This is a genomic window from Schumannella sp. 10F1B-5-1 (genome assembly GCF_006517535.1).
GTDB lineage: Bacteria > Actinomycetota > Actinomycetes > Actinomycetales > Microbacteriaceae > Schumannella.
On the sequence record NZ_VHQH01000036.1, the window covers coordinates 179,215 to 192,420 of the forward strand.

Genomic DNA, 13,206 nt, shown 5'->3' on the forward strand with positions numbered 1-13,206 from the left:
CGTCGGTCTCCGCCGAGGCACGGTGGCGTTCGGACTACCGAGCGCTGCTCGACGATGCCGAGATGTCTGCAGCGGTGCTCTTCGCGCTCGGCGTCGGTATCAAGTCCGACCAGCTCCGCTCCCTCGCTCGCGCGTTCGGTTCCGACTGGGACTTGATCGAGGCGCGCGTACTTCACGCACGGCTACACTCAGCTCGGCATGGCGGCGTTGCTTCCGCACAAGACACTCGCCCACTCCGCGGGTGGCGACCCCGTGCTCGTCGACGGCCAGCCCTCGAACGGAACCGCGAACCGCTCCAAGATCCTGGCGGCGGTCGACGGCACCGCGATCCAGGCCACGGACTTCGTCAAGATGAAGCCCGCTGAGCGCCGTGACCTCTACGCATCGAACCAGGTGCTGTACGTCTACCACGACACGATCGACGCGACCGGTGACAAAGCCGTGTCAGAGCACCGGACGTTCAAGGCTGCCGCAGACGCGATCGACGAGATCATCGACATCGTGAAGAAGCTGACCAGCGCAAACGCGACCAACATCCTCGTCACGGCCGACCACGGCTTCCTGTACCAGGAGTCGAAACTCGCAGCGCAGTTTAACATCACGGTGAAGCCGCAAGGCGACCAAATTGTGGTCGAGAACCGCCGGTACGTCCTCGGTCGTGCGCTGAAGAAGGACGATGCGTTCAGACACTTCACACCCGAGCAGCTCGGACTGTCGAGCGATCTTGAGGTGCAGATTCCGAACTCGATCTGCCGGATCGTGAAGCCAGGTGCGGGATTCCAGTTCGTCCACGGCGGAGCGTCGCTGCAGGAGATCGCGGTGCCGGTCATCTCGATCAACAAGGGGCGTTCCGACACCGTCGATCTCGTGAATGTCGACATCCATCCCGAGTCCGACAAGATCACCACCGGCCAGATCGTGGTCAAGCTCTACCAACAGTCCGAAGTCACCGATCAGCGCGTCGCACGCAAGCTCCGCGCCGGCCTCTACTTCGGCGACCAGCCGATCTCCAACGAGCCTGAACTGCTCTTCGACGCGGAGAGCAAAGAGGGGCGCGACCGGTTCCAGAGCGTGCGCCTGCTGCTGAGCAAGGACGCCGATGTGGCCAACAACCAGAGCGTGGAGTTCAGACTCTCGGAGCCCATCGGCGAGACCGGCGAGTGGAAGAAGTACAAGAGCGTGCCGTACACGCTCAAGCGCTCTTTCACCACGGACTTCGACTTCTAAGGAGCACTCTTGAGCGACAGCATCGACCTCACCCAACTTGAATCCCTGGAAGACGACTTCGACGGTGGTACACCCGCAGCCGGCGAGCCGAGCGACCTGGATCGAAAGATCAACGAGCACTTCGCTGGTGCGGTCGTCCGCAAGGATCTCGTGAAGGCGGTCAAGGGCAACGCCATCGTGCCGTCGTACGTGCTGGAATACCTGCTCGGCCAGTACGCAGCATCCGATGACGAAGCCACTATCCAGGCGGGCATCGACAAAGTGCGGGAAATCCTCGCCCAGCACTACGTGCACCGCAACGAGTCCGAGCTCGTCAAGTCGAAGATCAAGGAGCGCGGACGCTACCGCGTCATCGACAAGGTCAGCGTGACCCTGAATGAGAAGGATGACGTCTATCAGGCGACCTTCGCGAATCTCGGCATCAGCAACATCGTCGTCGACTCTGCCACCGTCAACGCCCACCAGAAGTTGCTCGTGGGTGGTGTCTGGTGCCTGTGCGACGTGGAGTACTTCCACACGGAAGATGCTCGGGTCTCGCCGTGGATCCTCGGCTCTTTGAAGCCGATCCAGATGTCGAACTTCGACTATGCGGGATACCTCGACGCGCGTGCGAAATTCACGACCGACGAGTGGATCGACCTGCTCATCCAATCGATCGGGTTCGACCCCGACAAGTTCGGCCGGCGTGCCAAGCTGCTGCAGCTCGTGCGCCTGATCCCGTTCGTGGAGCGCAACTACAATCTCGTCGAACTCGGGCCGAAGGGCACCGGCAAGTCGCACATCTACTCGGAGTTCTCGCCGCACGGCATGCTCATCTCGGGCGGCGAAGTCACCGTGCCGAAGCTGTTCGTGAACAACGCGAACGGGCGTCTTGGCCTCGTTGGCTATTGGGACGTTGTGGCGTTCGACGAGTTCGCGGGGAAGAAGAAGCGAACCGACAAAGCGCTCGTCGACATCATGAAGAACTACATGGCGAACAAGTCGTTCTCCCGGGGTGTCGAGACTCTCGGCGCCGAAGCCTCCATGGTCTTCGTCGGCAACACGTCGCACACCGTTCCCTACATGCTCAAGCATTCCGACCTGTTCGACGAGCTGCCCGAGAGCTACCACGACCCGGCGTATCTCGATCGCTTGCACTTCTACATTCCCGGGTGGGAGGTCGACACCATCCGCAATGAGATGTTCTCGACCGGGTACGGATTCGTCGTCGACTACATCGCGGAAGTGCTCAAGTCGATGCGCAACCTCGACTACTCCGACCGCTACCACCAGCACTTCACTTTGGGGTCGGACATCTCCACTCGTGATCGGGACGGCATCCACAAGACCTTTTCCGGTCTGATGAAGCTGCTATTCCCACACGAGCAGGCGACTCCAGCGGAGATCGAGGAGATCCTGCGGTTCGCTGTCGAAGGTCGCAAGCGGGTGAAGGACCAGATCCTTCGGATCGACTCCACCATGGCGGCAGCGAACTTCGGCTACGAAACTGGTAGTGGTGGCTGGTCGGCGGTCACGACACTCGAGGAGGACGAGTACCCGACGCTCTACCAGCGCGGGCGCTCGACCTCTGCGACCGAGGTTCCGCGCGCCGACGAGGCAAGTGCTTCCTCGTCGGCCGGCGCGTCAACGGGACCCGACGTCGATGCGTCACCGCCGCCACTGTTCGAAGGCCACCGCGACTATGTGGAGAATCAGCGCGGCATTGCGTTCTCGACGTTGCTCATGCCGTACCTGCGCGGTGCGACGGACATCGACCTGCACGATCCATATATTCGCCAGGCGCACCAGGGACGCAACCTCGTGGAACTGCTCGCGCTCATCGCGGCGGAGAAGGACCCTGCAGATGAAGTCCGTGTGAACCTCTTCACTGTGCTCGACGAGGATCCGGAGTACGAGGCGAAGCAACTCCGGATGCTCAGCGATATCGTGCAAGGCGCTGCCAAGCAGGGGGTCAAGCTCGATATTGCTAAGGACCCTGGCGGCCACGATCGATGGATCCGAACAGATACCGGATGGCGGATCAACCTCGGTCGCGGGCTCGACATCTTCCAAAAGTCAGACAGCGGCTGGTTCGACTTCAGCCTGAGCCGCCAGGAGTTCCGCCAGGTTCGCGCGTTCGGGATCACTTACATGCGGGACTTGTCAGACTGACTTTGGCCGAGGCAGCTCAGAGCCGAGCGCAAGCGCTGTGAGCTCGTCGAAGCGTTGCGCAGAGAGCGTCCTAGTGCCCTGCGCCTGGGCTGGCTTGCTGCGTGACCTACCGGAAGGATGAGGGCATGAGCGCCCCGGCCGAAGACCAGCCCGACGTCGTCATCCTCGGCGGCGGGCACAACGCCCTGACCGCCGCCGCGTACCTCGCGAAGGCGGGGCTCGGCGTCGTGCTGCTCGAGCGGCTCGAGCACGTCGGCGGGGCCGCGGTCAGCGCGCGGGCGTTCGACGGGGTGGATGCGCGCCTCTCGCGCTACTCGTATCTGGTGAGCCTGCTGCCGCGCACGATCATCGACGATCTGGGGCTCGGCATCCGGCTGGCGCGGCGGCGGTACTCGTCCTACACGCCGGTTCCGGGCGACGCCGAGGGGCGGGGACTGCTCGTCGACCGGCGCGACGCCGAGGTGACCCGCGCATCCTTCGCCGACATCGACGCGGCGTCCGACGGCGACGCCTACGCCGCACTCGGCGACGACCTCGCCCGCGTCGCCGAGGCGCTCTGGCCGAGCGTGACCGGGCCGCTGCCGACGCGCAGCGAGGCCCGCGCCGCGCTCGGCGACGATGCGCTGTGGGATGCGGTGTTCGAGCGTCCCATCGGCGAGCTCATCGAGCAGCGATTCTCGAGTGACCTGGTGCGCGGCGTCGTGGCGACCGACGCGCTCATCGGCACCTTCGCCGGCCTGCACGACGCGAGCCTCGACCAGAACCGCTGCTTCGTCTACCACGTGATCGGCGGCGGAACCGGCGACTGGGATGTGCCCATCGGCGGCATGGGCGCGGTCACCGGCGAGCTCGAGCGGGTCGCGCGCGAGGTCGGCGCCGACATCCGCACCGGGTCCGAGGTCGTGAGCGTCAGCCCCGACGGCGAGGTGCGCTACCGACGTGGAGACACCGAGCATGTCGTGACGGCGGCGCGCATCCTGAGCGGGGTCGCCCCGCACGTGCTCGACCGGCTGCTCGGTGCGGCGGACGCCCCGCCGGCGGTCGGCGCCGACCGGCCCGAGGGCGCGCAGGTCAAGGTCAACCTGCTGCTGAAGCGGCTGCCGCGCCTGAAGGATGCCGGCGTCGCGCCCGAGGCCGCGTTCGGCGGAACCTTCCACATCAACGAGACCGCCAGCCGGCTCGAGGCGGCGCGCGCGGCGGCTGCCGAGGGGCGCATCCCGAACCCGTTGCCGGCCGAGATCTACTGCCACACGCTCGCGGATCCGTCGATTCTCGGGCGTCCGCTCGCGGAGAGCGGCGCGCATACCCTCACGGTGTTCGGGCTGCACGTGCCCGACCGGATCGTGCGGGACCTCGACGACCCCGCCGCCCACGACGCGGTGCGCACGCAGCTGCAGGATGCGGTGCTCGCATCCCTGAACTCGGTGCTCGGCGAGCCGATCGAGCCGCTGCTGATGGTGGATGCGCACGGCCACCCCTGCATCGAGACGAAGACCACCCGCGACATCGAGGATGCGCTCGGCATGCCCGGCGGCAACATCTTCCATGGGCCGCTGTCGTGGCCCTTCGCCGAGGACGACGAGTTGCTCGACACGCCGGCCCGGCGCTGGGGCGTCGCGACGGCGCACGAGCGGATCCTGCTCTGCGGCTCGGGTGCGCGGCGCGGAGGAGCGGTCAGCGGGCTCGGCGGGCACAACGCGGCGATGGCGGTGCTGGAGGAGGTGGGGCGCTGAACCGAGCGGCCGACGTGCGGACTCGCTGCATCGCCTCGATCGCTCCGTGAGGCGGCGTCACCGCGATCACATGGCGCGGCGCCGTGCCTCCTCGACCACATCGGTCGCCCACTTCACCATCTCGAGAGCGTCGGCGCTCGAGAGTCGCTGGACGCCGTACTGGACTGGCGTCTTCTCTGAGAGCAAACGACGGAGGCTATTGCCCGCCTTGGTCGCCGGCCTCGTCGCCTCAGCTGCCATCTTCACCGCCTGCCCGTGATCGTCGCCGGAGCTGTGCTCGCCGAGCACCAACCCGCAGATCGCATCAGCGGCGGCGACACCCGCCAGCACGGCGATGCCGGCAGCCGCCTTGGCTTCGGCGCCGGTCGATCCGCCGACCAGAAGTTCGGCGCCCTGCAGATAGGCCTCGGCTTCGGCGAGACGGGCGAGTGCGTCTGCCCGGCTCAGGGGGCGCCTCGAGGACTTCGAAGCCATGTCAGGCCATCTCGCCAGACGCGAGTAGCGTCGCGATCGGCGGCCCAGCCAGGGCGATCGCATCGCGACGAAAAGAGTCGACGATCGGATCGGCCCGTGAGACCGATTCGCGGAGTTCGCTCCGGGTCGTGCTGTAGATCTGACCTTCATTGCCGGTCCAGGTGCGGATCTCGCTCGACAGCTCGTCCGCGACGTCGGCCATCGATCCGCGTGCGGTGCCGTCGTCGAAGATCAGGAGGACATCGACATCCGACGCCGCGACCGATTCACCTCGGGCGACCGAACCATAGAGGTAGGCGAGCAGGCCGGAGCGGCGAGCGATGGATGCGCGCAGCCGTTCGAGGAAGACCACCCGCGCCGCGACGGCTGACTCGACGGCCGGCCAGAGCACGTGAGAGCGGTTGCCGCGGTAGAAGTTGGATCGTCCGTGCGCGACCTGGTCCACGAGACCTGCGTCGGCGAGGCGAGTCAGCGCCTTGCGCATGCCGAAGAGGGAGGCGGGATTCGCCAGCCGGTGAAGTTGCTGAACCGAGAACTCCGTGTCAGCTCCAGCGAGGATGCGCAGCGCTTCGGCTTCGACCGGTGAGGCGATGGTGCGCAATGGCGACTCGATGTCCACATGATCTCCTCGCTCCGGTGGCAGTTGCAACTTTGGTTGACATTGTGCAACTACGGTTGCCGAAAAGCAATGCGAGTTGACTCGTCGCGGCACCGCCCCGCAACAAGCGGGCCGTTGCGAACAGACGTATTCACCGTCGGTCGATGGCTTCGATCGACTCGGGCAGCCGACCTGGATGCGGTCGGCGGGTGCTTCTAGGCTCCCGGCGTGAGCAGCGCATCCACTGATCTGAGCGGCGCGAGTGGCGGCTCGGGCGGCGACAGCACCGAGGAGCCTGACGCACGCGGGGCCGCGCTCGCCGGGGTGCGGCCGCACGCACGGCAGGTGGCGTGGCAGGGGCTCGAGATGTACGGCTTCATCCACTTCGGCATGAACACGATGACCGATCGCGAGTGGGGTGACGGGCACGAGGATCCGGGGATGTTCGACCCCGACGACCTCGACGCCGACGAGTGGATGCGCGCGCTCGCGAGCGCCGGGATGCGCGGGGTCATCCTCACCGCGAAGCATCACGACGGGTTCTGCCTGTGGCCGACCGCGTCGACGGCGCACAGTGTCGCGAGCTCTCCGTGGAGTGCGCGGCGGCGGCGCGAGAGCGAGGGCGCCGACGAGCGTCCGCGCGCCGACGGCAGAGAGAGCGAAGGCGCCGCCAGCAACCCCGAACCCGACCTCGTCCGCGAGGTCGCTGACGCCGCCCGCCGGCACGGGCTCGCGTTCGGCGTCTACCTCTCGCCGTGGGACCGCACCGACCCGCGCTACGGCTCCGGCATCCCCTATGACGACGCCTACGTCGCGCAGCTGACCGAGCTGCTCACCGGCTACGGCCCGATCTTCAGCGTCTGGCTCGACGGCGCGAACGGCGAGGGGCCCGACGGGCGGGTGCAGCAGTACGACTGGGATCGGTACTACGCCGTGATCCGCGCGCTGCAGCCCGACGCGGTCATCAGCGTCTGCGGACCCGACGCGCGCTGGTGCGGCAACGAGGCCGGCGACACGCGCCCCGACGAGTGGAGCGTCGTGCCGCGCGCGCTGCAGAGCGCCGAGCGCACGGCGGCCGCCTCGCAGCAGAGCGACGACGCGGACTTCGCGCAGCGCACGATCCGCAGCGACGAGCGCGACCTCGGCAGCCGCGCGGCGCTCGCCGGGGTGCCCGCCGACGAGCTGGTCTGGTACCCGGCCGAGGTGAACACGAGCATCCGACCCGGGTGGTTCCACCACCCCGCCGAAGACGGCTCCGTGACGTCGGCCGACGAGCTCTTCGAGCTGTGGATGCGCTCCGTCGGCGGCAACTCGACGCTGCTGCTCAACGTGCCGCCGACCCGCGCCGGGCGCATCGCGGCGCCCGACCGGGCCGCGCTCGCCGGGTTGGGGGAGCGCATCCGCGATTTCACGTCGCGGCGCATCGAGGGGGCGGTGGATGCGCGGCGTCACGCCGGCGGCGGGAACGCCGTGCCGGCGCTCGCGCTGGAGTTCGCGCATCCCGCGTCCATCGAGGCGGTCGTGCTGGGCGAGGACATCACGCAGGGGCAGCGGATCGAGCGGGTCATGGTGCGGGTGCGGCGGCGGGGCGACGGGGAGGATGACGGCGACGGCGACGTAGGCACTTGGGTCACCGTCGCCGAGGCGGGCGCCGTCGGCTATCGGCGGATCGTCCGCCTCGTCGACGCCGACGACGTGACGGCGGTTCGAGTCGAGCTGCCTGAGTTCCGCGCCGAGCCGGTGCTGCGCGATTTCGCGGTCGTGCGGGTCGGTGACGCGCATCGGCACTGACACGACCCGCGCCAGTGGGCCTGGCACCAGTGGCTCCTGCCTAGTCGACGAACCGCCCCAGCGCCGCCTGCGACGGGTCGGCCGGGTCGTAGTAGATCTCGGCGCGTTGGCCGCGATCGACCACCTGCTGACCGAGGAATCGCGCGTAGCGCTTGAGCCGGTCCTTGAAGGTGTAGGTCGTGCCGTCGACCTCGTAGCTCCACACGATGAAGCAGCGGCTGCGTCCATAGCGCCCGGCGCCGCGCGGACACTCGACGGCGTCGCCGACGACGACCTGCCCCTGCGCGATGATCTCGTCGGCACGGTTCTGCGTGATCACGCGGCTCGTGATGCCGATCCCGACCACCAGCGCCACGATGACCAGCGCGATCACCAGCGCCGCGACACCGCTGCGTTGCCGGCGGGGAGCGGTGGCGCGGTGCCAGACCGAGACGCGATCATTCATCACCTCGATCCTGGTGCATGCGCGCCCGCCGCAGCGACGGGCAGCGGTGCCCATGCACGCGCGAGGGCGAAGCAGGGTGCCCCGCGCGAACCGCTGCCGGACGAAGAGTGGATGCGCATCCACCTTCGACTATTCCGGCGGCTCCCAGCCGGGGTTCGCGCCGACGACCTCGCAGTCGGGGAGCAGGACCTCGACCAGCGCGCGGCAGCGCGCCTCGGCGACCGTGTCGTCGCCGGCGCCCCAGAGCTGCACGAACACCGTGCCGTCGGGCGAGAACTCGGCGCGGAAGCGGGTGGGCGATGCGGCGACGTCGGCGGGGCGAGGCGCGTCCGTCGAGGTGAATGCGTCGGCCGGGCTGGGTGCGTCGGCCGGCCGGAACTCCAGCCGGATCGCGTCGTTCCACCGCCGCTCCTCGAGCAGCTTGTGTCCGGCCGCGCGCGCTCGCCGCAGCACGTGCGCGGCCTCCGCCTCGATCGCCCGGGGTCCGCGTCCGTCAGCCTGCGCCGTGCGGGCCGAGGCGATCGACGGGATGCCCGGCGCCAGCAGCAGCATCTCGAAGCTCACGGCGCACCGGCTCCGGTGACGCGGCGCGGGCGGGTGGGGGACACGCATCCATCGTGGCCGGAATGGCGACGCGGTGCCAGCGCGATCGAGACGGTCGGGCTCAGTCGAGCAGCTCGCCGCGAGCCGCCTGATCGGGATGCGCGCGGTCGTAGTGGATCGCGGCGTGGCGTCCGATCTCCTCCTCCTCGTCGCGGTCGAAAGTGTTCAGCCGGTCTTCGAACTCGTAGCGCCGTCCGTCGACCTCGTAGCGCCAGGTCGGGAAGCAGTGGTTGTCGTGACTGAACCGGTCCTTCGTGTCGGCGCACGAGATCGAGACGCCCTCGGTGCTCCCGCCGGTCTCGATCAGCTCCGCGGCGCGATCGCGCTGGCCGTTGACGTAGAACCCGACGGCCATGACGATCACGAGCGCGATCGCCACGCCGAGCACGACGTGCCAGGGCTCGAAGCGCCGACGCGGTGTCGCGCCGCGGCGTCGCGGGGATCGGGTGCTCATCGGAGCCAGTGTGCGGCATCCTCGGATTCCCGGCGATGGTGAGCGGTTCCCATGGACCGTTGACCCCGGCGGGCGACGGGCCTACCGTCTGACGCGGGCGTCCGCTCGGGCGCGGCGCCCGCCGGGCCGCCCCGCGGTTCTCGCGGCAGAACCCGGAGCGGGAGCGCCCGAGGAGCCGGAGGAGTGCGCATGAGCGACACCGCAGGATCCGCGAGCGAGGCCGCGAGCGAGACGACCGAGACGACCGAGCCGTCCGAGTCCACCGGGCCGTCGGGGCCGTCGACGACGGGAACGCCCGGCGCCATCGACCCTGTCGCCTGGCTGCTCGCCGACGACGCCGACCCCGCGATCCGGGCGCAGGCGCTGCGCGACCTGAGCCGCGCATCCACGGCCGAGGTCGCGGGGGAGCGGAGTCGTATTCCGCTCGAGGGATGGGGTTCGGCGCTGCTCGACCGGCAGGGTTCGACCGGCGACTTCGGCGGCGTGGACGACGAGAGCGAGCGCTGGCGTTTCGACCTGTACTCGCTTATCCAGCTGCGGCTGCTGCGGCCCGACCCGGCCGACGCGCGGGTGCGGGCCGCGATCGAGCTCGTGCGCGACCGGGTGACGTGGGGTCCGTGGCACGACGAGAGCCCGTTCTTCGCGGGTGAGACCGAGCCGTGCATCAACGGCAACGCGCTCGCGATCGGCGCTTACTTCTCGGGGGCGGCGTCGAGCTCCGCGACGCCCGACGGCGTCGCTGTGATCGAGGGCACGGTGAGCGAGCCGCTCGTCGCGCGACTGCTGAGCGAGCAGCTGCCCGACGGCGGCTGGAACTGCGAGGCGCCCGACGGCAGCTCGGTCGGCTCGTTCCACAGCACGATCTGCGTGCTCGACGGGCTGCTCGAATACGAGAAGGCGGGCGGGGTGCAGGCGGTCGACGCGATCGCCGCGCGGCACCGCGGTGAGGAGTACCTGCTCGAGCGCAGTCTCTTCCTCTCGCGTCGCACGGGCGAGATCGTCGACCCGGTCATGACGCATTTCGCCTTCCCCTACCGCTGGCGCTACGACGTGCTGCGCGGGCTCGACCACTTCGTCGCGGCGCTGCCCGGCGCGCGCGAGGGCGGGGCCGTGGATGCGCGGCTCGCGCCCGCGCTCGACCTCGTGCAGCGGCGGCGCAGCGCCGACGGGCGCTGGTCACTCGGGGCGGCGGCGGGCGCGGGAGCCGGGGTCGGAGCTGGAGCCGACGCCGATGCCGCCGCGGCGGAGAGCCTCGGCGAGGAGAGCGAGTACCAGGTGCCGATGGAGCCCGCCGGGGGAGCCCCGAGCCGCTGGAACACCCTGCGCTCCCTGCGCGCGCTGCGCTGGGCGGGCCGCGCCTGACGCGCGCGCGCCTGACTCGGGCCCGCTGGCGCGTGGGCGCGCGGCGTGCCGGCTGTGCACGGTGTGAAGGTGCGGCGTTTCGGATGGACGGGGTGTTCGAGCTGTCGAGGAGCCTGACCCCACCGCCGGTCCGAAACCCTTGGCGGCCCGGGCGACCGGCGAGCCGACGCGTGCACGGAAACCGGTCAGGGGTGACGTCGAGTCGCAATACGGCCCGGTGAGGCTCTCCGCCGGTTTCCGTGCACGCCGGTCGCGGTTCGGCGTTTCGGATGGACGAGGTGTTCGAGCTGCCGGGGAGCCTGACCCCACCGCCGGTCCGAAACGCCTGACGGCCCGCGCGGCCGGCGCGCCGACGCGTGCACGGAAACCGGTCAGGGGTGACGTCGAGCCGCATGACAGCTCGGTGGTCCTCTCCACCAGTCTCCGTGCACACGCACGGGGACGGACTGGTGTACGGCGTTTCGGATGGGCAGTGCGAGCGAGCCGCGAGGGGGCTCGAGCGCGCGGCTCATCCGAAACGCGTGACGGAAAGGCGTGGGCTCAGCGGCGACGCGCGCGCAGCGCATCCACCGCCGCGACGATGAGCAGCACCCCGCTGACGATCGCGCCGCCCACGCCGACGGCGGCGGGCGACAGCACGCCCGGCGACGAGGGCGGCGCGGCCGTCAGGTAGCCGAGCGCGACGAGTCCGATCACGACGGCGACCAGCACGAGCACGACCTGCCGCACGACCGCGACCACCACACGGCGATCGCGCGCGGTCGACTGCAGGCGGATGTTGACCGTCAGCCGTCCGTCTTCGAGGTCGCGGCTGATGCGCTCGGCGCGGCGCGGGATGCGGCGCATCGAGGGCAGCATCCCGAGCGCCTCGGTCGCGATCATCGTGCGCAGCTGCGAGGGCTGCAGCTGGTCGCGCACCATCTCTCCGGCGAGCACGCGCGCCTCGGCGAGCACGTCGAACGCGGGCACCGTCGTGCGCAGGGTGCCGTCGAGGATCGCGAAGCCGCGCCCCGCGGCGACCAGATCGGGCGGCACGTTGAGCCCGTGCTTGCTGAGGATCGCGACGAGCGCGTCGGCGGTGCGCACGTCGAGCCGCGCGCCCGGTCCCAGCTCGTAGCTGAGGAACGTCGCGAGCTCCCGCCGGAACTCGCGCTCGTCGGCGCGCGGACCCAGCTCGACGAGCGAGAGCAGCGCATCCGCGAACTGCTGCGAGTCGCTCGCCAGGTAGGCGACCACGACCTCCTGCGCCGTCTCGCGCAGTCGCCGATCGAGCCGGCCGACGCTGCCGAAGTCGACGAGCGCGGGGCGCCCGTCGGGCAGGATCATCACGTTCCCCGGGTGCAGATCGGCGTGGTAGACGCCGTCGATCACGACCTGCCGCACGAAGGCGCGCATGACCGCGCGCATCGCGGAGTCGACGGCGGCGTCGCCGAGAGCCGAATCGCGATCCGGCCCGTCGACCCCCGTGGATGCGCGACTCATCCGGTGCCCGACGGTCTCGCCCTCGAGGTACTCGAGCACGAGCACGCGCCGCGTCGACAGCTCGTCGTGCAGCTCGGGCAGCACGACCTCGTCGGCGCGCGGCCCGGCGAGCATCGTGGCGCGCAGCGCGGTCAGGTTGGTGGACTCGAGCCGGAAGTCGAGCTGGCGCAGCAGGTCGGCCGCGTACTGCTCCGCGATGCGGTGCATGCCGAGGTCGCGGGCGACGGTCGATCCGTGCACGAGCGTGTGCGCGACGCGCAACGCGATCGCGACGTCGCGTCGCACCGACGGCTCGACGCCGGGGCGCTGCACCTTCACGGCCACGACCCGTCCGTCGGGCAGCACCGCGCGGTGCACCTGGGCGATGGATGCGGCGGCCACCGGCTCGACGTCGAACTCGCGGAACACGTGGTCGAGCGGGGCCGCGAGCTCGCGCTCGACCAGGGCGCGCACCTCCTCGAACGGCGCCGGAGCGACCTCGCGCTGCAGGCGCGCGAGCGCGGTCGTCCACTCGTCAGGCAGCAGGTCGTTGCGGGTGGAGAACAGCTGGCCCATCTTGACGAAGGCGCCGCCGGCCTCCTCGAGTGCGCGACGCAGCTCGTCGGCCTGCACGGCACGGCGCTCGGCGGTCGCGGGGTCGCGGCTGAAGTCGAGCCGGCGCAGCGGCAGCAGTCCGTGCCGGCGGGCGATGCCGACGAGCTGGGCGAAGCGGCGTCCCGTGCCGACGGCACGGTCCTCGCCCGCGGCACCGGCGGCGCCGCCGGCTCCGCGCGACCCGCGGCCGCTGCCGCGCTCGCCGCGATCCGCGAAATCGCCCATGGTCGGCATCCCGCCGCGGCCCGTGCTCATGCGGCTACCTCAGCACATCCCGCTGAGGAGCGCTCGG

General features: G+C 69.8%; 11 protein-coding genes. 5 read left to right on the forward strand and 6 right to left on the reverse strand.

Features of this window, described 5'->3' with window-relative positions:
• Window positions 1-198 precede the first annotated feature (198 nt).
• From pglZ to FJ658_RS06480, 3 genes are all read left to right on the forward strand, one after another.
• The gene (gene pglZ / locus FJ658_RS06470; RefSeq protein WP_219995724.1) at window positions 199-1,227 is read left to right on the forward strand and encodes a BREX-1 system phosphatase PglZ type A; all 1,029 of its coding nucleotides are present in this window, start codon (window positions 199-201) and stop codon (window positions 1,225-1,227) included.
• Between the two features lie 9 nt (window positions 1,228-1,236).
• Entirely contained in the window at window positions 1,237-3,378 is a 2,142-nt protein-coding gene (brxL, locus tag FJ658_RS06475) for a BREX system Lon protease-like protein BrxL (protein ID WP_370454767.1), read from the forward strand.
• 125 nt (window positions 3,379-3,503) lie between these two features.
• Window positions 3,504-5,111, forward strand: a complete 1,608-nt coding sequence (locus FJ658_RS06480) for an NAD(P)/FAD-dependent oxidoreductase (protein ID WP_141144551.1) — start codon at window positions 3,504-3,506, stop codon at window positions 5,109-5,111.
• A gap of 66 nt (window positions 5,112-5,177) precedes the next feature.
• On the opposite strand, the gene FJ658_RS06485 is transcribed toward FJ658_RS06480, so the two are convergent.
• Complete coding sequence (locus FJ658_RS06485; RefSeq protein ID WP_141144552.1) at window positions 5,178-5,585, reverse strand: hypothetical protein; 408 nt, start codon at window positions 5,583-5,585, stop codon at window positions 5,178-5,180.
• 1 nt (window position 5,586) lies between these two features.
• The gene (locus FJ658_RS06490) at window positions 5,587-6,204 is read right to left on the reverse strand and encodes a nucleotidyltransferase domain-containing protein (RefSeq protein WP_141144553.1); all 618 of its coding nucleotides are present in this window, start codon (window positions 6,202-6,204) and stop codon (window positions 5,587-5,589) included.
• Window positions 6,205-6,411: 207 nt separating this feature from the next.
• Here FJ658_RS06490 and FJ658_RS06495 point away from each other — a divergent pair, with 207 nt between their 5' ends.
• Window positions 6,412-7,974, forward strand: coding sequence for an alpha-L-fucosidase (locus FJ658_RS06495; RefSeq protein WP_255447601.1), 1,563 nt, complete (start codon window positions 6,412-6,414; stop codon window positions 7,972-7,974).
• A 40-nt stretch (window positions 7,975-8,014) separates the two neighbouring features.
• On the opposite strand, the gene FJ658_RS06500 is transcribed toward FJ658_RS06495, so the two are convergent.
• The 3 genes from FJ658_RS06500 to FJ658_RS06510 form a co-directional block, all read right to left on the reverse strand.
• On the reverse strand, window positions 8,015-8,419 hold the full coding sequence (locus tag FJ658_RS06500) for a DUF3592 domain-containing protein (protein WP_181408347.1): 405 nt from the start codon (window positions 8,417-8,419) through the stop codon (window positions 8,015-8,017).
• Window positions 8,420-8,548: 129 nt separating this feature from the next.
• Entirely contained in the window at window positions 8,549-8,983 is a 435-nt protein-coding gene (locus tag FJ658_RS06505; protein ID WP_141144555.1) for a hypothetical protein, read from the reverse strand.
• Window positions 8,984-9,083: 100 nt separating this feature from the next.
• Window positions 9,084-9,476 (reverse strand): DUF3592 domain-containing protein, encoded by a 393-nt coding sequence (locus FJ658_RS06510; RefSeq protein ID WP_141144556.1) that lies wholly within the window; start codon window positions 9,474-9,476, stop codon window positions 9,084-9,086.
• Window positions 9,477-9,665: 189 nt separating this feature from the next.
• On the opposite strand from FJ658_RS06510, the gene FJ658_RS06515 reads away from it, so the two are divergent.
• Complete coding sequence (locus tag FJ658_RS06515; RefSeq protein ID WP_255447602.1) at window positions 9,666-10,838, forward strand: hypothetical protein; 1,173 nt, start codon at window positions 9,666-9,668, stop codon at window positions 10,836-10,838.
• Window positions 10,839-11,378: 540 nt separating this feature from the next.
• Here FJ658_RS06515 and FJ658_RS06520 read toward each other — a convergent pair.
• Window positions 11,379-13,169 carry an AarF/ABC1/UbiB kinase family protein gene (locus FJ658_RS06520; RefSeq protein WP_141144557.1) on the reverse strand — a complete coding sequence of 597 codons (1,791 nt, stop codon included), beginning with the start codon at window positions 13,167-13,169 and terminating at the stop codon, window positions 11,379-11,381.
• Window positions 13,170-13,206 lie beyond the last annotated feature (37 nt).